Raw genomic sequence first — 20,315 nt, 5'->3', positions numbered from 1 at the left:
TTTAATATTCTTCAGGTCTGGTATCTATTGGTTTTTCGGTACTGCCAAAATTAGAAATGCGTTCCAGTAATCCGGGGTTTTCTTTCTGTTCTACCAAACTGAAATAAGCAAGTGTAATGGTAATAATCGGTATAATGGTAAACACCTGGCAAATGGATTGCAAAACGGTAGTAATCATGGTGAGCGTTAACGACATGTGAGGCGTTTTATGTGTAAACATACCGATCATACTAAATAAGGTTGTAGGCAAAACCACCATGCTCATACAAGCATAAACGATAATCCATACCACGATTATTGTTCCGAAGGTAACCCAGAAATTATCCTTAATTACTGCAAAACTTCGGGTAAATGAATAACCCAGCGAACCATTTTCGATGACCATAATGGGGAACATCATGGCCACATAGGGGAAGAGCCAAAAGAAAGGAACCACACAAAAGAAAAAGGAGATAATCAGCATCAGGATCAATAAAAGTGAGCTGCCAAAAACCCTGAAAAAATAGTATTTGAAATAACCCCAAACCTCATCAGTACCAGGTATTTCGTTCCCTTTTTTAACATACACAGCAATATAAGAAAGTACGGCCACGCTCATGCTGGCATAACTGGCCAATGAAAATAAAATAGATAAAAAATACTCTAAATTATATATCGATGAAAGGCCAAACTTGTTTGGGTTCCCCTCAATGCCAGTGGCATTGAACATATTGACCATCTTATATTGTTGCAATAGCATGGCTAGCATGCTGGCCACCACAAACAAACCACAAAAAGTAAAATATACCTTAATTAACGGCTTAAAGTTTTGCCGCATAAAGGTAAATGTGTCATTTATAACTTGTCCGAAATCTCTTTTTCTTCTAAATTCTAATTTCCCGATCATGTTAATCTAGTGTAGGTTGTTTATGTTGAATTTTAATGGGGTAGATAAATACATACCAAATAATAAAAGCTGCTGATGATACTAAAATAAACATGCTTAACCATAATGGCATTTCAGTATGGCGGGTAACAAAACTTTCGAAAAATGCAGCTACAATGAAAATCGGGATCAGCCCGATTACGATTTTTAAGCCATCTTTTGCCCCCTTAAGCACTGAAGCCATTCGGGTATAGGTTTTGGGGAATAAAAAACTATTGCCTAAAATTAAACCCGCTGCCCCAGCCAGTACGATGGCCGATATTTCTAGCGTTCCATGGATCCAGATCACCAGAACAGACTGAAAGCCCAGGCCTTTGCTGAAAAAGAAATATTGGAACGAACCGAGCATAATCCCATTCCTGAATAAGGAAACGATAGTGCCAAATGAAAATAAAATGCCCAAAACGAAGGTATATAGTGCTACAAAGATGTTGTTCGAGCCTATCTGCAAAAACATAATGAATGGATTATCCTGTTTGTACACCCCAAAAGGATCACCTTTGGCAATATTTTCATTGGTCATGTTTACATAAGCGTCGCCCATAATCAAACGGACAAAGGTATCATCGTACTTCGCCGATAAGGCGCCAATGGCACACGCAACCAGGAAAAAACCCAAAGCATAAAATACTTGTTTCCGATGTTGCAAAAAGATTAAGGGTAACTCCGTTTTCCAGAAATGGATAAACCTGTTCGACTTCTCTTTTTTATTTTTATAAACCGACTGATGCAGTTTAGCTGCCAGGCCATTTAAATATGCGGTGGTTTTAGAATTGGGATAAAAAGTTTTTGAGTAAGCAAGATCGTTGGTGATTTCGATAAACTGATTGGCCACCTCATCGGGATTGGCTTGTTGCATGGAATCGTAATGTTGCCACTTTTCCGAATGCTGTTTAACAAATAGTGCTTCTCTCATTTAAAGGCCTTACCAAATCTTGGGTTAAAATAGTTAAATTTTTATGGAAATGAAATCACAATTCATCTTACCTCCAAAACAAATATACATAGAAGCGCAATCTAAATCGAAATGTAAGAAAACTTTAGTTCGAAAAAATTACTGGTTGATATACTGCGATTATCTTTAAAAAAAATTATGTTTGAATATGGATAGCATCAGGATTAGCACGGCTCAAAATATTGATATTGATTATGAAATTGCCGGACTTGGAGAACGCATTGCCGCAAGGTGTATTGATTTGGCGGGCTTTATAATCATTGCTATAGTTGCCCTTGTGGTAATGGGGGCGGTATCAATAGGGATTTCGGGAGGTGCGGGTATGGTTGTGCTTTTTGTTTTTATAGCCATATTCGCTTTTTATGATCTGATTTGCGAAATCACCATGAATGGGCAAACGTTTGGAAAAAAAGTGCTTAAGATAAAAGTAATCAGTATTGATGGAACGCAACCAACCTTCGGACAGTACATTTTTAGGTGGCTTTTCAGAATGATTGATTTTGGTTTCCCTTTTGGATGGGGGGTAGTGGCCCTGGTTTCTGTTGCGGTAACCAAAAACCACCAGCGGCTGGGTGATATATTGGCCAAAACCACATTAATTAAAACTAAACCACGTACCGAATTTGCCAATGTGGCTTTTAGTTTCAAATTGCCCGAAGAATACGAACCACAGTTTAAGGAGGTTTTGCACTTGAACGATCGCGACATAGAATTGATCCACGAAGTAATTACAGGATATTATCAAACCGGCAATGCCAACCTGATTTATACCATGGCCGCTAAAACCAAAGAACATATTTTTGTGACTATACCTGCCGGAATGAACGAATTACAATTTTTAGAGGCAGTACTGAAGGATTATAACCACCTAACGGCTAATATGGGTGTTTAATCGGGCTGCTTAGCTGAAAAACATTTTGTGTATATAGGAAATCATCACAAAGTTACCGACTGTAATAACCAGTATTCTAAATATTAAGGTGCGTTGTTTCATCTGGAATTTATACAACAGGCCAGCTAAAATAAACAGCAATAACAATGGGATAGTTGGTGGGTAAAGCGACCAGCTTTTGGATAAATTGCCCTGTATAAGTGCAATAAAAGACCTTTGAAAGCCGCATCCTGGACAATCTATGCCGGTTAAAGCTTTAAAAGGACAGGTTATTAAATGATTTTGCAGCCAATCAACAAAGTTGATTAAGCTGCAAAATATAAATATGATAAACATCCTGATTAAACTACCGGTGGAGGGGTATCGTTTGGCGTGTTTTGATTATCAGATGGTTTGTTGAATGGATTATTCTGATTGTTAAATGGATTATTTCCAAAACCGCCATTTTGCGCTTCTGCCGCAGATGGACCTAAATATTTAGCTGAACCAAATCCTAAAATAGGCCAAAAGATGTATGGGAAGATCACCATACCTACAGTAAATCCTTCTGATTTTCCAAAACTTTTGCTCACTAAATTATAAAGCCAGATGGCAAATACAATATTAACGCAAGGAATAATTAACCATAAAATCCAGATCATTGGTTTACCAACAATTTCTAATAAAATGATTAAATTATAGATCGGAATGATGGCTGCCCAACCTGGTTTGCCCGCTTTTTCGAACACTTTCCACATTCCGACAATCATAATAACGATTACCGCAAGGTAAACGAATGCAATTCCACCGCCAATACCTGCGGCTACTCCGCTTGATTCATACTCATTCATAATTTTTTACTGTTTTTAAGGTGATTTAATTTAAATAGTTAAACTAAAGTAATTTTTTTAATTTAAAAACAGAATAAATAGAAGTTAAATTATTTCAACACACCGGCTACTTTTGTTAATAAAGCATCGGCCCATTCGCCATACATTTTACCACTTGGGTGCAGCCCGTCGTCGGCAACCAATGATTTATCTGTTGAAGCATTTCTGGAAGCAGGAGTAATGTCAGTATAGCTTATGCCGGCTGCAAGCGTGATTGCTTGGCTGGCGGCATTATAGTTGTCAATTTCGGTGGCGATGGTTGCCGGATTTCTTCCAGAGTTTTTTCCGAAAGGAGTAGCGCCCCAATCAGGGATTGAAACCACAAAAACCTTGCTTTTGTCGCCCCCTGCAAATGCAGTCGCCGTTTGTAACAATTCTGCGAACTCTTTTTTGTAAGTATCGATCGGATATCCGCGGTACTGGTTATTTACACCAATCAAAAGCGTAACAAAGTTATAAGTTCCTTTTAAGTTCTCTTTTTTAATGGCTGCCTGGAGCTCGTCTGTTGTCCAACCCGTAGTTGCAATAATTTTGGGGTTAGCCACAATACTGCCTTTAGCTTTTAGTAAATTCTGAAGTTGGTAAGGAAATGATTCAACCTGTTTTACAGATTCGCCAATGGTATAAGAATCGCCAAGGGCGAGGTAAGTAAAATTTCCTGTTCCGTTTGATGGAGTTGGAGCTTGATTGATAACCGGATCGTTAATCATAGAGGCATGTTTTGTGCAGCCCGAAGTTAAAAAAGAAAATAAAAAGAGGTTTAATAAAATTTTCATGTTTAAATCTACGAAGTAACTTTAAACTTAGTTTTATTACCCTTTAAATAAGCCTCATTTTAAAAAGGTTGGCGATATGGTTTTTTAATCTTTCTTTTACTTCTGCCATATCCGGTTGATAACCAAGTTCGTTTGCCAGTGAAGTTACTGCCTTATCATCAATGCCGCAGGGAACGATGTTTTTAAAATAATCAAGGTTTACATTCACATTAAAAGCGAAACCATGCATGGTAACCCAACGGCTGCATCGAACACCCATGGCGCAAATTTTACGTGCTTTTTCATTATTGGCATCTAACCAAACACCAGTATAACCAGGGTAACGACCAGCCTCAATTCCATAATCTTTCAGCGTAAGGATTACGGCCTCTTCTAAAGTGCGCAGGTATAAATGGATATCGGTGAAAAAATTATCAAGGTCAAGGATCGGGTAACCCACAATTTGTCCCGGGCCGTGGTAGGTAATGTCTCCGCCACGGTTAATTTTATAATAAGTGGCCTGTTTTTCTTTTAAACCCTGTTCATCAAGCAATAAATTTTCCGGATGTCCGCTTTTTCCTAACGTATAAACATGTGGGTGTTCACAAAAAACAAGGTGGTTGGGTGTAGGTTTTTGGGTATTGTTTACACGGTTTTCCGTTTTAATGGCGACCGTTTTATTTAGTAAATCTTCCTGCTTATCCCATGCTTCCTGGTAATCGGTTAAACCCCAATCAGTAAATATGGTTGGTTTTAAATCCGTTGCAATTACTTTTTCTGCTGCTTCGTTCATCGCTGTATATTTTTAAGAATTGCCTGCCACGTAACCCAACATATAACCATCTTTGGTTTTAAAATAGTTTACGCTTAACTCTCGGGTACCATTTGGGAGTTCAACTATTGCATTTAAAGAGCCTTCACTTTTTAGTTTAAAGGGTTTAATGTGGATATGCTGTTTAAATTCCAGTCCTTTTTTGCCATGCCACTTGTAAATGGCCTCTTTGGCGCACCAGGCTACATATAAACCCTCCGTATTATCGCCAATCTGTTTCTGGGCAAGTTCTACATCGCTCAAAAACTTATGTTTAATGCTTTTTATTTTATGCTTGATTAGTTCAATATCTACACCAACAGGGTGGTCTTTGCTAATCATTACCGCTGCATAATCGTAAGAATGGCTTAAAGAAATATGGTAGTCGAAATTAACCAGGTAAGGTTTTCCATGCTCATCAAACTGGCAATCGATGTATTCTGCTGTATTCAGCATCGTTCTTAACAGCAACCTTGTGCTCAGCCAATGCAGCAATCTTTTTCCACTGTTTAGCGAGGATATGATATCACGTTCGTGCTGCTTAAGCTGCAGTCCGGCCAACAATTCTTCTTCCGTTTCTTCAATTTTCCAGATTGCTAAAACAGAATGCTGATCAATATTTTTATGGTAAACGATTGGCATTGATTAAATTGGAGATTACATGCAAAATTATCTTAAATAAATGATAATTTAGGCCAAAAATACGCATAAAAATGATATTATCTGATAGCAGGATATTAGAAGAAATTGAGAAGGGTACAATCATCATCGAGCCGTTTAAACGCGAATGTTTAGGCACAAACTCGTATGATGTTCATTTGGGAAAATACCTGGCTACCTATAAAAGCCGTGTACTGGATGCTAAGGCGCATAACGAAATCGAGCATTTCGAAATCCCTAAAGATGGGTTTGTGCTTCATCCTGGTGTTTTATACCTTGGTGTTACTTTAGAATACACCGAAACACACAAACATGTTCCTTTTTTAGAAGGTAAAAGCAGTACGGGGCGTTTAGGAATCGATATTCATGCCACCGCCGGAAAAGGTGATGTGGGTTTCTGCAACACCTGGACCCTCGAGATATCGGTTGCGCAACCTGTTAAAATTTATGCAGGTATGCCCATTGGTCAATTGATCTATTTCGCAGTTGAAGGTAATATCGAAACCCTGTATAACTCAAAAGGAAACGCCAAATACAATAATAAAACTACAAGGCCCGTAGAGAGCATGATGTGGAAGAATAAGTTTTAGTAGTTAAAAGTTGGTTAATCGGTTAATGGCGCAAACTGTGAACTGAAAACGGCTAACTATTTTGGGTTAATCGGTTCGGTAAATTAAGGTGTTTTTGAAGCTATTAACTAAAAACTTAGAAGTCGAACTAATTTTCATGGGATCTTCATAAAAGTATGCAGTAGGTTTTGTACCTTGACGCTTATTTTATTTTACCTAACCACATGAAACCCAGAATTATTTACGCACTCAGTATCATCTGTTTATTAATTGGCTTTACCGCATTTAAAATGGACGATGATCCATTTAGCCAACTCTTACAAAAATTCGAAGATTACACCAGCAAATACCCCCAGGAAAAAGTTCACCTCCATTTAGATAAGCCTTATTATGCCATTGGAGATGATGTTTGGTTTAAAGCATATGTTGTTAATACCAAAACCTCAGCACCATCAAACATCAGTAAAATACTTTATGTAGAGCTGATTAACGAAAAAGATTCCCTTAAAAAAACGATCAAATTACCCTTAATGGGTGGTATTACCTGGGGCGATTTTAAGCTTACAGATTCACTCGGAGAAGGCAATTACCGCATCAGGGCTTACACCAATTACATGCGGAATTTTGGCACAGAATTCTTCTTCGATAAAACAATTAAGATCGGAAATAGCTGGGCTAACAAAGTTTTTACAAAAACAAGTTACAATTTTGTAAAAGAAAACAATGCAGATAAGGTAACCGCTACCGTTCATTTCGAAGATAAAAATGGCGTAGCCTATAGTGAAAATGACGTGAGTTACGATGTACAGTTAGATTATCGTTCGGTTGCCAAAGGAAGGGTAAAAACCAGCTTAACCGGCGATGCGGTAATCAATTTTACCAATAGCCAATCTTTCCAGAATAAATCGGGCAAAATCATTGCCACCATCACAATTGATAACAAACAAAAAGTAATCAAATCTATCCCGATTACTTCAACCTCCAATGATGTAGACGTGCAGTTTATGCCTGAAGGAGGATTACTGATAGAAGAATTGCCTCAAAAAGTGGCAATAAAAGCGGTTAATTCAAACGGGCGTGGCGAAGATGTAGAAGGAGTTATAGTAGATGAAGCTGGTAACGAGGTTACCAATTTTGCCACCAGTTACCTTGGGATGGGGAATTTCGTGTTCAACAGCCAGGCCGGTAAAATATATTCAGCTAAAATTAAATTTAAAGATGGGTCAGAAAAAACAGTAAAGCTTCCGGCATCAGTTAAAAGTGGTTATACCATTTCGGTAAATAGTTTGGATACCGGTAAAGTAGTGCTTAAAATTATGGGTAGTGCCGATATGGTTAATGGTGAAGAAGTAAAGGTTGTGGCGCAACATGGTGGTAACGTATATTATGTTTCCAAAGCAAAAATGGATAAGCAAGTATTGTTGGCTAATATTCCTAAAAAGAATTTACCTACGGGCATTGTTCAGTTTACCTTGTTTTCTGGTGCTAACCAGCCAATTGCAGAACGTTTAATTTTTGTAAACAATAAATCTGGTCTGCTTGATTTATCACTCAATTCAACTCAGGTTTCAGCTACTAAAAAGGGAAAAGCTAGTTTCGCCTTCGATGCAGCCAGTGGTGGCCAGCCTGTTTTGGGTAGTTTTTCTGTTGCCGTTACCAATGCAACCAAAGTTACGCCAGATGAAGACAATGAATCAAATATCCTGACTTCTTTATTGCTCACTTCTGATTTGATCGGGTATGTAGAAAAACCTAATCACTACTTTTTAAAAGATGATGTTCAAACTCAAAAAGAACTGGATAACCTGATGCTTACCCAGGGGTGGAGAAGGTTTATCTGGAAAAATATCGTCAATAATGTTGGGCCTAATATTACTTATCAGCCCGAACAGTCTATCACGATAAGTGGAACCATAACCAAAGGAAATAAGCCTGTACCTGGCGGCAAAGTAATGCTCATGGCTACAAAGGGAACCATGTATATTTTAGATACCGTAACCAATGCCGAAGGAAAATTTGTTTTTGATAACCTGAGTTTTGGCGACAGTACAAAGTTTGTAGTGCAGGCGAGGACAAAAACTGAGCGTAAATTTGTGGATATCAATTTAGATGTAGTTCCCAATCAGATTGTAACCAAAAACAAAAACGGTGCTGATATCGACATCAATGTAAACAATACGTTGATGAAGTACATTAAAGAAAGCGATAATTATTTTAACGAGATGACCCGTTTAGGGCTGCTTGAAAGAACCATAAAATTAGAAGAAGTTACCATTACCGAGAAGAAAAATCCGGCTAAAAATTCATCGAATTTAAATGGTGCCGGCCGGGCCGATTATGTAATGACGGCTGATCAGTTATCTACCTGCGTTACCCTATCTCAATGTTTACAGGGCCGTTTACCTGGAGTGATTTTTAAAAGCAATGTGCCTTACTTAATGCGTAGCCAGAATATTCCGGTTCAGATTATTGTAGATGGTATGCAGATGGAAGCCGACTTTCTGGATAATGTTATTCCATCGGATGTTGAAACCATCGAACTTTTAAAGAGCATAGGCAACACGGCCATTTATGGTTCGCAGGGAAGTGGCGGGGTTATCATCATTACCACTAAACGTGGCGATGGAGGTAGAAGCAGCAACCGTTATGCACCGGGTATTGTAACTTTTAACCCTAAAGGATTTTCGATTTCCAGAGAATTTTACTCGCCAAAATACGATTCAGCAACAGCAAGTAACAGAGCCGATTTAAGAACAACCATTTACTGGAATCCGCAGGTGGTTGCAGATAAAGACGGAAAAGCCAAATTCGAATTTTATAACGCAGATGAACCTGGAAACTACCGTGTTGTGATTGAGGGAATTGATGCTGTAGGGCATTTAGGTAGAAAAGTGTACACTTATGATGTTAAATAGTAAAAATTAGATAAATTTGAATTAGTATGCATGCATAGCTTGTGTGTTTGTCTTGATACTTTAATCTCGATACTCAATGCAATCTTGCTGCTCAATATTTCAATCTTGATACTATTTACAATATGAATACAATAAAAGTAAGTGTTAAAGACCGTTTAGCTACCATTACATTAAGCAGAGGAAAATCGAACGCTTTAAACCGCGAGTTGATTACCGAACTTGATGATATGCTTAAAAATATTGCCGCCGATGATAACATTGGCGGTGTAATTTTAACCGGAGCCGCACCATTTTTTTCTGCTGGCCTGGATTTAGTAGAGCTTTATAATTATAACGAAGAAGAAGCAAAATCTTTCTGGGAGTTGTTTTTAGGTTTCACCGCAAACATGGTTGCTTTTAAAAAACCGATGGTGGCAGCAATTAGCGGGCACAGTCCTGCAGGTGGTTGCGTAATGGCTTTAGCATGCGATTATCGCATCATGGCCGAAGGGCAGTACATTATTGGTTTAAATGAAGTTCCGGTAGGTATTATTGTACCCAATAGCATTTTTCAGTTATATGCCTTTTGGATTGGTAAAGCTGAAGCAACCCGAAGCTTGCTTTCTGGTAGATTGTATAACCCCGAAGAAGCTTTAAAAGTTGGTTTGGTAGATGAACTGGTAAAGAACGAAAGTTTGTTAACAGCTGCCGAACGTAAAATTAAAAAGTATATGGAGCAGGAAAGCAACACCTGGTCGCAAAGTAAACTGAATATCCGCGAAGAACTGATTGCTGCTGTTTCTGCAGATCAATCTGAAGCTTTAGAAAAAATGCTGGCCCAATGGTGGTCCCCGGCAACACGCCATATTTTGCAGACCATTTTAGCTAATTTACAACGGAAGTAGTTTTTAGTTGGCAGTTTACAATTTGCAACCAACAGTTAACCAATTTCAACAATTAACCGATTAACCAAATACACGATGTTCAGTTATAACTCACCAATGCTCAGAGAAGATGCTTTAAAAGGAAAAACCATTGTCATTACAGGTGGTGGAACCGGACTGGGAAAAGCAATGGGCATTTATTTTCTAAAATTGGGTGCCAATTTAGTGATCACCAGTCGTAAGCAGGAGGTATTACAAAAAACTGCCGATGAAATGGAAGAAAAAACCGGTGGTAAAGTATTGGCGGTAGCTTGTGATGTAAGAGAGGTAGAACAGGTAGAAAATGTACTTGCCAAAACATTGGAGAAATTTGGTTCAGTTGATGTTTTGTTAAACAACGCTGCCGGTAATTTTATTTCTCCAACCGAGCGTTTATCTGCCAATGCATTTTCATCCATTATCGATATCGTATTAAAAGGAACAGTAAACTGTACCCTTACTTTTGGTAAACACTGGATTAAGGAAAAACAGGCTGCAACCGTTTTAAATATTATTACTACTTATGCTTTTACGGGTTCGGCCTATGTGGTGCCATCGGCCTGTGCAAAGGGTGGCGTTTTAGCTTTAACCAGATCTTTGGCGGTTGAATGGGGTAAATACGGCATCCGTACCAATGCCATTGCACCAGGTCCGTTTCCTACAAAAGGTGCCTGGGAACGTTTGTTACCCGGCGATTTGGCCAAAAAATTCGACTTTAAAAACCGCGTGCCTTTAAAAAGGGTTGGCGATCATCAGGAACTGGCCAACTTAGCAGCATTCTTGGTGAGCGATTTCTCCGGTTATATTAATGGCGAAGTAATTACCATTGATGGTGGCGAATGGTTGCAGGGCGCAGGCCAGATGAACGGTTTGGAAGCAATCCCTAACGAAATGTGGGATATGCTGGAGCAAATGACGAGAAGCGCGAAATAGAGTAAGATATGAAATGGATGAAGGAAAACGGATAAATTTCCGATCGCCAGATAAATCATCCATATTACATTTTCCCTCTTACATTTTTATTTATCTTTGCCACATATGAATATCTTACTTTTAGGTTCAGGCGGCAGAGAAAGTGCATTTGCCTGGAAAATGAGCCAGTCTTCGCACTGCGATAAACTAATTATTGCTCCAGGAAACGGTGGTACAGGCACTTATGGTACCAATATCAACATCAATGTGAACGATTTTGACGCCATTAAAAAAGTAGTGCTAACCGAAAACATCGAACTCGTTGTTGTTGGACCAGAAGAGCCTTTGGTAAATGGTATTCATGATTTTTTTCTTGCCGATAAAGCTATCGCACACATTCCCGTTATCGGACCTAAAAAAGAAGGTGCTATCTTAGAAGGCAGTAAAGATTTTTCTAAACAGTTTATGGAGCGCCATGGTATTCCTACTGCAGCTTCTAAATCTTTTACCCCTGAAACTTTGGAAGACGGTTTAGCTTACCTTCAAAACCATGCACTGCCTGTTGTTTTAAAGGCCGATGGCTTGGCAGCAGGTAAAGGAGTGTTAATCTGTACCGAAACCATCGAAGCTCAGGAAGAATTAAAACTGATGCTTGGCGGCAAATTTGGTGCAGCGGGTGCAACAGTAGTCATCGAAGAATTTTTAAGTGGTATAGAACTTTCAGTATTTATTTTAACTGATGGTGAAAATTACATCACACTGCCTTCAGCTAAAGATTATAAACGCATCGGTCAAAACGATACCGGTTTAAATACAGGGGGTATGGGTTCGGTTTCTCCGGTTCCATTTGCCACCCCTGAGTTTTTAGCCAAAGTAGAAGAGCGTATTATTAAACCAACAGTAGATGGTTTAAAGAAAGATAATATCGATTATACAGGTTTTATCTTTTTCGGCTTAATTAAAGTTGGAGAAGAACCCTTCGTAATTGAGTACAATGCACGTATGGGCGATCCTGAAACAGAGAGTGTGATCCCTAGAGTTGAGAATGATTTAGTAGAATTGTTCATGGCTACAGCTAATAAAGAGTTAAATCAAATTAATCTTGTTATTTCTGAGCAAACTGCTGCAACCGTAATGATTGTTGCAGGTGGTTATCCTGGCGATTACCTTAAAGGTAAAGCCATTAGCGGAATCGAAAACCTGCGCCATTCTAATGCTTTCCATGCCGGAACGCTTTTAGAAAACGATGTAGTGAAAACCAATGGTGGGAGGGTAATTGCCATTACCAGTTTACAGAAAGATTTGTTTACAGCCCTACAATCAGCAACTGCCGATGCCGGAAGGATTTATTTCGATGGTAAATATTTCAGGGAAGATATTGGTTTTGACTTAATTTAAGCCAAAATACCTATAAAAAGAAACCCGCAGATTTTAATTAATCTGCGGGTTTCTTATTTCGTCATACCTTCCCGGTTTATCGGGAATTCTTATTTCGATCTACTTCCTAATAATTCCTGAAGTTTATCCTGTAAAGCTTGCTCCCTTAATCCTTTGGCAATAATTTTTCCGTTTGGATCAATTAAAAAGTTAGCAGGGATGGATTGAATACCGTACATTTTAGCTACTTCATTATCCCAGAATTTTAAGTCAGAAACATGAGTCCAGGTTAATTTATCATCTGAAATTGCTTTTAACCAGGCATCTTTTTTACCCGGACGATCTAAAGAAACACCTAAAACGGTAAAGCCTTTATCTTTAAATTTATTGTAGGCAACTACTACGTTCGGGTTCTCCTGACGGCATGGGCCACACCAAGAAGCCCAGAAATCAACCAAAACATATTTGCCTTTAAAATCAGATAGTTTTACTGGTTTTCCGGCCGTATCAGCTTGTGTAAAGTCCATCGCCATTGCACCTACAGCTGTTTTTCTGCCGGCATCAAATATATTGGCAATTTTTTTACCTGTAGAAGTTGCTTTAAGTTCAGGTGATAGTCCTGAAAAAGCTTTCTCTGCAGCCAACACCTGGTCAGGATCAGTAGCCAATTGGTTAAGTGCTGTTAAGCTGATAAAAGATTTTGGATTGTTACCTGCGTAACTTAATAAAATAGGTGTTAAAGCCGCTGATGCTTTATCGTAGCGGTTCATGGCATCTTCCCTTACTTTTGGGTCTTTTTGTTGTTCCGGGGTAAGTTTAGCATACTCTGTATTAATGGCACTGATTTGATCATCTACCGGCTTGGTTAAAGCTTTCAGTTTTTTGTTATCATCGTTAATTACTGATCCAGTAATGGCTGCATTTTTTATAGAATCAGCTCCCGTTACTTTAATGGTTGCCGGTTCTAAGAATAAAGAAAGATAATCCAAAACTTCGCCCTGGGCCGGACGGTTGATATAAGGATTTTTATTCAAGAACAGGTTTCCGGCAGCCGGATCGGTTAGTGTACCTTTAAAAATAAAGGCGCCGTTTGCTACCGTTGTAGAATCGGTTACCGATTTATCGTTACTCCTGTAAACCAGGTAAATCTTATCTCCGGTTTTTAAACCTTTAATATTGCCATCAACTGTAAATGGCTTTTGTGCTAATGCTGCAAATGGCAATATGGCCATTGTAGCTAATAATGTTTTTTTCATGCGGGTTAGTTAATCGTTCTTCAAATATAGAAATCTGTACTGCTAAAACGTAAATCGCTGTGTAAAATTATGATAGATTAGTTCCGTTTAACATTTTGAAAATTTAAATAACTTTTGTTCCTTATTTCGGATCTCTCCAGCTTAATATTTTGTATTTACTGCGTTTTTGATTTTCTAATCCTCCATAGATTAATGTTTTTTCCACTTTTTTAGGGCTTGCATTAGCCTCAAACTTATCCATGTTTTTAAAGAGATCAGAAGTAATTGTTTGTGTAGCTTTAATCTCAAATATAGAGAAGCCCTCATCAGTTGACATAAGCAAATCTACTTCATTGGCATGATTATCCTGCCAAAAGTAATACTCGTTATTTAGGTAGTTATGATAGTTTTGTTTTTGAAGTTCGGTAATGACCATATTCTCGAAGATATTTCCCTTTAACCTGTTCTTTGTCAGGGCTTCGCTGGTTTTAATTTTAAGTAAATGACACAGCAAGCCTGAATCATAAAAGTAAAGTTTTGGTGTTTTTACCAGGCGTTTATTAAAATTTTCATAATATGGCTGCAAAAGATATACAATATAACTGCTTTCCAAAACAGAAAGCCAATTTTTTGCCGTTGGCTGTGATATATTACAGGCATTTGCCAGCGCACTTAAGTTAAGTAATTGTCCTGCCTGATTGGCACATAACCCAATAAATGTCCTGAATGCTCGTAAATCTTTGATATTTAAAAGTTCAGTAACATCTTTTTCTACATAGGTTTGTATATAATTGGTAAAATATATACCGGGCTGTATCTCGCGATCGTAAATGGCAGGATAAAAACCTTTAACGCAAGTCTCTGCAAATGAATCTTCAAGTAAGTTGTTGGCTTTAAGTTCTGATAAATCGAAAGGTAAAAGTTTAAATAGGGCTACTCTACCAGCAAGGCTTTGTGTGATACCCTGCATCAAATGGAAATTTTGAGAGCCCGATAAAATAAATTGGCCCATTATTTTAGATTCATCAACTATACCCTGTAGGTAAGAAAAGAGTAATGGAGCTTTTTGCACCTCGTCAAAAATCACCTTATTGTTGTATTCGTTTAAAAAACCATTTGGATCTTCAGTTGCAAACGCCCTAACATCAGGGTTTTCTAGTGAGATGTATCTGTAATCTTTAAATATATTTTTTAATAAGGTAGTTTTTCCAGATTGCCGTGGGCCTGTAACGGCAATAATTGGGAATTTGCTTTTTTGTTGTTCAATGTATTTGCTTATATGTCTTTTAACTAATTGTTGCATAGTTAGTTGTTTTAATCAAAAATACAACAAAAAACAAGTATATACAACTTCAACTTTGAAATTACACAGCTTCTACTTTGAAATTGTACAAACACAACTTTGAAATTACACAGCGTCTACTTTGAAATTACACAAATCTAATTCAGCTTTTGATAGGTTCGCCACCATAAATCCGGCATTTCGCCATTAACTGCGGTTTGGTAATCATCATACCGGCAAGGCACCAGGTGGTAACGCTCATTTTGCGATTGGCCCGAGGGATAAGGAACCTGCATCCACCAGCGGTCTGATTTTTTACTCTTTACAAACATCATTTCTCCCGAACCATCTTTTAAGCTGGTACGGTAAATCATAAACTGCGATTTTGGCGTTAAAGGGAAATCTTTTTTACGGGCATAAAAGCCTTCAACAAAATACCACACCATTTGGGCAAGGAGGAAAGCTGTTTGCCCGTTGTTATCATAAGCCGGGTTAAATTCGTAAAAACCAATTGAGGTCAGTTTATCGTTCATACCCGCATAACGTGCAATGCGGCAGGCTTCTTCGCCATCAAAACCGTTTGGCGTAGTATTGGCATTTGCTGCAGCATCGGCAGAGCGGATGGCACCCATATCAAAACTGATCATATTTGCATTGCGGATAATGGGTTCAGTTAAGGTAATATCCTGCGCAAACTCGCCTAAGCGGTGCACATCAAAATATAACTTATCCATTACGCTCAAGCTCTCCTGGTTTACAAAATAAGTTTGATAGCCAACATTGCTAAAATTGAACAGGTAATTGGGCTGGTGAAGAAAAATTTTGTTTAGGTAACAGTCCGATCGTGTAGCGATGCCCTCATGGTCATCATCTCCGATATCAAACTGGTTATCAATAACCACCAGGTCTACTTTTTGCTCTAAATCTTCATAACCCAGGTACTGGCCGTAGGTTAAATCCTGTCCGCCGCCAATAATAATAGGGATAATGTCTTTTTTAATCAGTTCGGCAACCACCATTTTAATGGCAATGTAAGTATCCGCAATGGTAGCGCCATGTTTAATATTACCTAAATCAACAATCCTGCTGTTAAAAGCACCTTCGTTGAGTTTGTAAAATTTCTCCCTAAAATAATCAGGGGCGAGGGCAGTACCTTCGTTATTAACAGCACCTCTTCCATCAAGCACCCCAAAAATGGCCAGATCGTAAGTGTTTTCCTCAAAATCGGGAAACGATTCGGTATAGATCTGTGCTTTTAAACCCAACTGACTTGTAAAAAATCCTTGTCTGGGTGTAAAACTATCGGGGTTTATGGGGGAAAAGAAATCCGTTAATGACATATATTTAAAACTCTCGGCTCAAATATCTATTTTTGAATGCGTATTTCCACATATAGCCCGAAAAAAATAAAATGATACTGGTAACCGGAGGAACTGGATTTTTAGGATCTGAATTAATTAAGCAGTTAACTGATAGTGGTTTAGCCGTTCGGGCGCTCAGGCGTGAAAAATCTAAAATCCCTGTCCTGATCAAAGATAATCCATTGATCGAATGGTTCGAGGCTGATATTAACGAGCCTTCTGCTTTAGAAGATGCTTTTAACGGGATTACTAAAGTGTACCATTGTGCTGCATTTGTATCTTTTAACCCAAGGGATAAAAAACAGCTTTTTCATGTAAACATCGAAGGCACTTCGAATATGGTAAACCTTTGTGCCGAAAATAACTGTCGGCTTTTACATGTAAGTTCGGTTGCTGCACTCGGCAATGCCAAAAAAGGAAATAAAATTACAGAGAAGGATTTTTGGGAATATGATGCAAAGGCCCATGCCTATGGATTATCCAAATATGAAGGCGAAATGGAGGTTTGGCGTGGCATCACCGAAGGTTTAGATGCCATTATTGTTAATCCATCTGTAATTATTGGTAAAAATGCCGGTTTTGAAGGTAGTGGTGCTATTTTTAAATTGGTAAAAGGTGGATTTCCTTTTTATACAGATGGCGCATCGGGTTTTGTTGATGTAGAGGATGTAGCCAAAGCGATGATTTTACTGATGGATGCCGGAGTTTCAGGCGAACGTTATATCATTTCTGCTGATGATTATCATTATAAAAATCTCTTCAACGAAATTGCGCAGGGTTTTGGTGTTAAGGCGCCCACAAAAGAAGCCAAACCATGGATGCTTGGCATAGCCTGGCGGGCGCTAAAGTTCGTATCTGTATTTACCGGAAAAGAACCATCCATCACCAAAGATGCCGCAAAAAGCAGCGTAACCTTAAGTTATTACAATAACAATAAAGTAAAAACGGAAACCGGAATTGTTTTTAAACCTGTTGCCGAAAGCATAAAAGAAATTACCCAACATTTAAGATAATGCCCAAACAAAAAGCCTACTACATCATCGATTTCGATAGCACCTTTACCCAGGTAGAAGCACTCGATGAACTTGCAAGGATTTCGCTCAGGAACCACCCAGATAAAGAAGCGATTTTCCAGAAAATTGAAGACTATACCAATTTTGCCATGGAAGGAAAACTTTCCTTCTCTGAGAGTCTTGCACAACGTGTTAAACTGCTCGAAGCAAATGAAGATCATTTAAAACAGCTCATCAAGCATTTAAAAAAGAAAGTATCCACCTCTTTTTCCCGTAATGCTGATTTCTTTAAAAAACATGCTGATGAAGTTTTAATTGTTTCGGGCGGATTTAAAGAGTTTATTACCCCGGTAGTAAGCCAGTATCACATTAAAAAAGAAAATATTTATGCCAATACCTTTGTAACCACAGGTGATGGTAAAATTATCGATTATGACCATGCAAACCCTTTAAGCGAAGAAGGTGGAAAAGTAAAATTGCTTCAGCATTTAAAACTGGAAGGCGAATTATTTGGTATCGGTGATGGTTATTCTGATTTCCAGCTGCGAGAAAGTGGTATCATCAACAAGTTTTTTGCTTTTACCGAAAATATTGCCCGCGAGAGCATTGTTTCAAAAGCAGATCACGTAACACCAAGTTTTGACGAGTTTTTGTACGTAAATGACCTGCCGAGGGCTATTTCTTACCCTAAAAACAGGATTCTTTGCCTGGTTATTGGTGATGTTGATCCCCTAACGATTTCTATCCTTAAAAATGATGGTTTATCCATCCGTCATAAAACTTCTTTCGAAGAGAAATATGTAAAAGATGTTGGGATTATCCTTTTGGCCGATGGCGAAAAAATAGATAAAGAACAACTGAAAAATGCCGCTAAATTAAAAACAATCGGTTATCTGGGCAATGCTAAGAATAAAATAGACCTAGATCTTTGTACCAAACAGGGCATCGTGGTTTTTGATGATCCAAAAAACAACCCGCGTAATATCGATTTTATCCCTAAACGTGTTGCCGATTTTATGAATACCGGAGCCACTTATTTAAGTGCCAATTTCCCGAACCTTCAATTGCCAAAAATCGAAAAATCGCACCGTTTAATCCATATTCACAAAAATGTTCCGGGTATTATGGCCAAAATTAATACTGTTTTTGCCAAACACGATATTAATATTGTAAGCCAGTTTTTAATGACTAACCCAGAAATTGGTTACGCCATTACTGATATTAATGCGCAATACGATAAACAGTTGTTTAAATCGCTTAAAAAGATCGAACAAACGATAAAATTTAGGGTATTGTATTAGTAAATTGAAAGGCTTTGATAACCTTCTTTGCAGTGTGCTAAAAGGTGGTCAAAGCTTTACATTCCATTCGGCTACGCTTCAGTCGAGATGACGTTTTTTTAATCAAGAAGCTGCTTATATCTGCGGGATGCAGCTAAATTATGTTTCCTGCTGATTTAAGGAAATACCGCAGATACCACGCAAAACGCTTTACGCTAATCACCTGGCGCCACCCGCTCAACGCCTCTTCAACAACAAATGTTTGGGTGTCCCAATAGCTTGCGATTTATAAATCCCGGTATGTCCTGAAAATAGATATGCGGTAACACAAGCTAAGGCAATATAAATTCCTGATGACGTGCCAAATAATTCTACACCCATAAAAATACAGGCTAATGGTGTGTTTGCTGCTCCCGCAAAAACAGCTACAAACCCCATTCCTGCCAGTAAGCCCAAAGGTAATGGAATAAAGAAACTCAAAAAGCTACCCAGTGTTGCCCCGATAAAGAAAAGCGGGGTAACCTCTCCACCTTTAAAACCAGCGCTTAAGGTAAGGGCGGTTAAAAATAATTTAATGGCGAAAGTATAATAAGCTTCCTGTTGAGTAAATGCTTCTGAAATAACAGGGATGCCTAAACCAACGTAGCGTGTATTCCCGATGAGATAAATAGTCCCTATTAAAATGATGCCTCCAATAAATGGCCTAAAGGGCGGATATTTAATTTTTCCAAAAAGTTTGGTCAGTCCATGGTTTAGTGTCGAAAAACTTCTGGCGGTGAGTCCAAATAAGATTCCGGCGCCTAAGGATAACAACAGATTAACAGTATTCATTTCTGGTACGGAAGCTATTGAATAATGTGTATGGTCAACGCCCCAGGCTTTACAGGCGTAATCGGCAATAACAGCAGTAATAAATGAGGGTAGTATAGCACTGTAAGTTAAACTCCCCACAACGAAAACCTCCAACCCAAATACTGCTCCAGCCAAAGGTGTTCCAAACACAGAAGCAAAACCAGCGCTAATCCCGCAGATTAATATGACTTTTCTGTCTCTAGCTTTTAGTTTAAACAGTTTGGTAAACTGATCGGCAAATGCACCACCAATCTGAACGGCTGTACCCTCTCTGCCGGCCGATCCACCAAATAAATGGGTTATAATCGTTCCAGCAAAAATAAGCGGTGCCATAATAATAGGGATCACTTTTTTAGGCGACTGTAACTCTTCTATTAAAAGGTTGTTTCCCTTTACCACGGCGGTTCCCCAGTAATGGTAGGCCAAGCCTATAATTATCCCCGCAAGCGGCAAAAAGGCAATCATCCATAGGTGTTGTTCACGGTAATTGGTTGCCCAGCTTAGGGTTATTAAAAACAGGGCAGAGGCAGAGCCGATTATTCCACCCAATAGTGCCGAGATGAATAACCATTTCAGTGTGCTGAGTAAAAGTAATCCGAAGTTGAGCTTAATAAAACGGTTGATGGACAGAAGAAACCCTTCTGTTAAGTTTTTAACAGGCATTTAGATCAATTTTAAATAAAAATCGTAGGAGTCATCAGCCTGTTTTGGCGGTTTTGGCGGCACCCCATCGCCATCGTTTCAAATGTA

At 38.5% G+C, this 20,315-nt stretch carries 19 protein-coding genes and 1 riboswitch; of the genes, 8 read left to right on the top strand and 11 right to left on the bottom strand.

Features of this window, described 5'->3' with window-relative positions; translation table 11 throughout:
* Position 1 precedes the first annotated feature (1 nt).
* The gene (locus R2R28_RS16145) at positions 2-886 is read right to left on the bottom strand and encodes a hypothetical protein (protein WP_316826717.1); all 885 of its coding nucleotides are present in this window, start codon (positions 884-886) and stop codon (positions 2-4) included.
* 1 nt (position 887) lies between these two features.
* Positions 888-1,841, bottom strand: coding sequence for a stage II sporulation protein M (locus R2R28_RS16140; RefSeq protein WP_316826716.1), 954 nt, complete (start codon positions 1,839-1,841; stop codon positions 888-890).
* 187 nt (positions 1,842-2,028) lie between these two features.
* Here R2R28_RS16140 and R2R28_RS16135 point away from each other — a divergent pair, with 187 nt between their 5' ends.
* Positions 2,029-2,772: an RDD family protein gene (locus R2R28_RS16135; protein WP_316826715.1), complete on the top strand. Its 744-nt coding sequence runs from the start codon at positions 2,029-2,031 to the stop codon at positions 2,770-2,772.
* 9 nt (positions 2,773-2,781) lie between these two features.
* On the opposite strand, the gene R2R28_RS16130 is transcribed toward R2R28_RS16135, so the two are convergent.
* The 5 genes from R2R28_RS16130 to R2R28_RS16110 all read right to left on the bottom strand — a co-directional run bounded on the left by R2R28_RS16130 (position 2,782) and on the right by R2R28_RS16110 (position 5,849).
* Positions 2,782-3,108 carry a DUF2752 domain-containing protein gene (locus R2R28_RS16130; protein WP_316826714.1) on the bottom strand — a complete coding sequence of 109 codons (327 nt, stop codon included), beginning with the start codon at positions 3,106-3,108 and terminating at the stop codon, positions 2,782-2,784.
* 5 nt (positions 3,109-3,113) lie between these two features.
* Positions 3,114-3,602: a DUF5684 domain-containing protein gene (locus R2R28_RS16125; protein ID WP_316826713.1), complete on the bottom strand. Its 489-nt coding sequence runs from the start codon at positions 3,600-3,602 to the stop codon at positions 3,114-3,116.
* Between the two features lie 89 nt (positions 3,603-3,691).
* Positions 3,692-4,417 carry an SGNH/GDSL hydrolase family protein gene (locus tag R2R28_RS16120; RefSeq protein WP_316826712.1) on the bottom strand — a complete coding sequence of 242 codons (726 nt, stop codon included), beginning with the start codon at positions 4,415-4,417 and terminating at the stop codon, positions 3,692-3,694.
* 43 nt (positions 4,418-4,460) lie between these two features.
* On the bottom strand, positions 4,461-5,189 hold the full coding sequence (gene lipB, locus R2R28_RS16115; RefSeq protein ID WP_316826711.1) for a lipoyl(octanoyl) transferase LipB: 729 nt from the start codon (positions 5,187-5,189) through the stop codon (positions 4,461-4,463).
* 12 nt (positions 5,190-5,201) lie between these two features.
* Entirely contained in the window at positions 5,202-5,849 is a 648-nt protein-coding gene (locus tag R2R28_RS16110) for a 4'-phosphopantetheinyl transferase family protein (RefSeq protein ID WP_316826710.1), read from the bottom strand.
* Between the two features lie 71 nt (positions 5,850-5,920).
* Here R2R28_RS16110 and dcd point away from each other — a divergent pair, with 71 nt between their 5' ends.
* The 5 genes from dcd (at position 5,921) to purD (ending at position 12,563) form a co-directional block, all read left to right on the top strand.
* A complete protein-coding gene (gene dcd / locus R2R28_RS16105) occupies positions 5,921-6,457 on the top strand; it encodes a dCTP deaminase (protein WP_316826709.1) in 537 nt (178 codons plus the stop codon).
* 203 nt (positions 6,458-6,660) lie between these two features.
* The gene (locus R2R28_RS16100; protein ID WP_316826708.1) at positions 6,661-9,351 is read left to right on the top strand and encodes a TonB-dependent receptor plug domain-containing protein; all 2,691 of its coding nucleotides are present in this window, start codon (positions 6,661-6,663) and stop codon (positions 9,349-9,351) included.
* 122 nt (positions 9,352-9,473) lie between these two features.
* Complete coding sequence (locus R2R28_RS16095; protein ID WP_316826707.1) at positions 9,474-10,235, top strand: enoyl-CoA hydratase/isomerase family protein; 762 nt, start codon at positions 9,474-9,476, stop codon at positions 10,233-10,235.
* A 75-nt stretch (positions 10,236-10,310) separates the two neighbouring features.
* Positions 10,311-11,186 (top strand): SDR family oxidoreductase, encoded by an 876-nt coding sequence (locus R2R28_RS16090; protein ID WP_316826706.1) that lies wholly within the window; start codon positions 10,311-10,313, stop codon positions 11,184-11,186.
* Positions 11,187-11,291: 105 nt separating this feature from the next.
* Complete coding sequence (purD, locus tag R2R28_RS16085; RefSeq protein WP_316826705.1) at positions 11,292-12,563, top strand: phosphoribosylamine--glycine ligase; 1,272 nt, start codon at positions 11,292-11,294, stop codon at positions 12,561-12,563.
* An 89-nt stretch (positions 12,564-12,652) separates the two neighbouring features.
* Here purD and R2R28_RS16080 read toward each other — a convergent pair whose 3' ends face one another.
* From R2R28_RS16080 to R2R28_RS16070, 3 genes are all read right to left on the bottom strand, one after another.
* Positions 12,653-13,798, bottom strand: a complete 1,146-nt coding sequence (locus tag R2R28_RS16080; RefSeq protein WP_316826704.1) for a TlpA disulfide reductase family protein — start codon at positions 13,796-13,798, stop codon at positions 12,653-12,655.
* Positions 13,799-13,919: 121 nt separating this feature from the next.
* On the bottom strand, positions 13,920-15,080 hold the full coding sequence (locus R2R28_RS16075; protein WP_316826703.1) for an ATP-binding protein: 1,161 nt from the start codon (positions 15,078-15,080) through the stop codon (positions 13,920-13,922).
* Positions 15,081-15,217: 137 nt separating this feature from the next.
* A complete protein-coding gene (locus tag R2R28_RS16070) occupies positions 15,218-16,399 on the bottom strand; it encodes a formimidoylglutamase (RefSeq protein WP_316826702.1) in 1,182 nt (393 codons plus the stop codon).
* Positions 16,400-16,470: 71 nt separating this feature from the next.
* On the opposite strand from R2R28_RS16070, the gene R2R28_RS16065 reads away from it, so the two are divergent.
* Together R2R28_RS16065 and R2R28_RS16060 are read left to right on the top strand one after the other, a co-directional pair.
* A complete protein-coding gene (locus R2R28_RS16065) occupies positions 16,471-17,433 on the top strand; it encodes an NAD-dependent epimerase/dehydratase family protein (RefSeq protein ID WP_316826701.1) in 963 nt (320 codons plus the stop codon).
* A complete protein-coding gene (locus R2R28_RS16060) occupies positions 17,433-18,734 on the top strand; it encodes an HAD-IB family phosphatase (RefSeq protein ID WP_316826700.1) in 1,302 nt (433 codons plus the stop codon). Before R2R28_RS16065 ends, R2R28_RS16060 begins: the two co-directional genes overlap by 1 nt.
* A 216-nt stretch (positions 18,735-18,950) precedes the next feature.
* On the opposite strand, the gene R2R28_RS16055 is transcribed toward R2R28_RS16060, so the two are convergent.
* Positions 18,951-20,228: a voltage-gated chloride channel family protein gene (locus tag R2R28_RS16055; RefSeq protein ID WP_316826699.1), complete on the bottom strand. Its 1,278-nt coding sequence runs from the start codon at positions 20,226-20,228 to the stop codon at positions 18,951-18,953.
* A gap of 18 nt (positions 20,229-20,246) precedes the next feature.
* Positions 20,247-20,309, bottom strand: a riboswitch (Fluoride riboswitch).
* Positions 20,310-20,315: the final 6 nt, after the last annotated feature.

Source organism: Pedobacter miscanthi, assembly GCF_032678605.1.
GTDB classification, from domain to species: Bacteria; Bacteroidota; Bacteroidia; order Sphingobacteriales; family Sphingobacteriaceae; genus Pedobacter; species Pedobacter miscanthi_A.
Note: the sequence above shows the minus strand (reverse complement) of the source record. Positions and strands in the feature narration are given on the sequence as shown.

Excerpts from the sequence above, each read along its gene's own strand:
- R2R28_RS16110 (WP_316826710.1), bottom strand. The coding sequence starts at position 5,849 with ATGCCAATCGTTTACCATAAAAATATTGATCAGCATTCTGTTTTAGCA.
- R2R28_RS16065 (WP_316826701.1), top strand. The coding sequence starts at position 16,471 with ATGATACTGGTAACCGGAGGAACTGGATTTTTAGGATCTGAATTAATT.
- R2R28_RS16095 (WP_316826707.1), top strand. The coding sequence starts at position 9,474 with ATGAATACAATAAAAGTAAGTGTTAAAGACCGTTTAGCTACCATTACA.
- R2R28_RS16120 (WP_316826712.1), bottom strand. The coding sequence starts at position 4,417 with ATGAAAATTTTATTAAACCTCTTTTTATTTTCTTTTTTAACTTCGGGC.
- R2R28_RS16100 (WP_316826708.1), top strand. The coding sequence starts at position 6,661 with ATGAAACCCAGAATTATTTACGCACTCAGTATCATCTGTTTATTAATT.
- R2R28_RS16135 (WP_316826715.1), top strand. The coding sequence starts at position 2,029 with ATGGATAGCATCAGGATTAGCACGGCTCAAAATATTGATATTGATTAT.
- lipB (WP_316826711.1), bottom strand. The coding sequence starts at position 5,189 with ATGAACGAAGCAGCAGAAAAAGTAATTGCAACGGATTTAAAACCAACC.
- R2R28_RS16070 (WP_316826702.1), bottom strand. The coding sequence starts at position 16,399 with ATGTCATTAACGGATTTCTTTTCCCCCATAAACCCCGATAGTTTTACA.
- R2R28_RS16080 (WP_316826704.1), bottom strand. The coding sequence starts at position 13,798 with ATGAAAAAAACATTATTAGCTACAATGGCCATATTGCCATTTGCAGCA.
- purD (WP_316826705.1), top strand. The coding sequence starts at position 11,292 with ATGAATATCTTACTTTTAGGTTCAGGCGGCAGAGAAAGTGCATTTGCC.
- R2R28_RS16060 (WP_316826700.1), top strand. The coding sequence starts at position 17,433 with ATGCCCAAACAAAAAGCCTACTACATCATCGATTTCGATAGCACCTTT.
- R2R28_RS16145 (WP_316826717.1), bottom strand. The coding sequence starts at position 886 with ATGATCGGGAAATTAGAATTTAGAAGAAAAAGAGATTTCGGACAAGTT.
- R2R28_RS16075 (WP_316826703.1), bottom strand. The coding sequence starts at position 15,080 with ATGCAACAATTAGTTAAAAGACATATAAGCAAATACATTGAACAACAA.
- R2R28_RS16140 (WP_316826716.1), bottom strand. The coding sequence starts at position 1,841 with ATGAGAGAAGCACTATTTGTTAAACAGCATTCGGAAAAGTGGCAACAT.
- R2R28_RS16090 (WP_316826706.1), top strand. The coding sequence starts at position 10,311 with ATGTTCAGTTATAACTCACCAATGCTCAGAGAAGATGCTTTAAAAGGA.
- R2R28_RS16055 (WP_316826699.1), bottom strand. The coding sequence starts at position 20,228 with ATGCCTGTTAAAAACTTAACAGAAGGGTTTCTTCTGTCCATCAACCGT.
- R2R28_RS16130 (WP_316826714.1), bottom strand. The coding sequence starts at position 3,108 with ATGTTTATCATATTTATATTTTGCAGCTTAATCAACTTTGTTGATTGG.
- dcd (WP_316826709.1), top strand. The coding sequence starts at position 5,921 with ATGATATTATCTGATAGCAGGATATTAGAAGAAATTGAGAAGGGTACA.
- R2R28_RS16125 (WP_316826713.1), bottom strand. The coding sequence starts at position 3,602 with ATGAATGAGTATGAATCAAGCGGAGTAGCCGCAGGTATTGGCGGTGGA.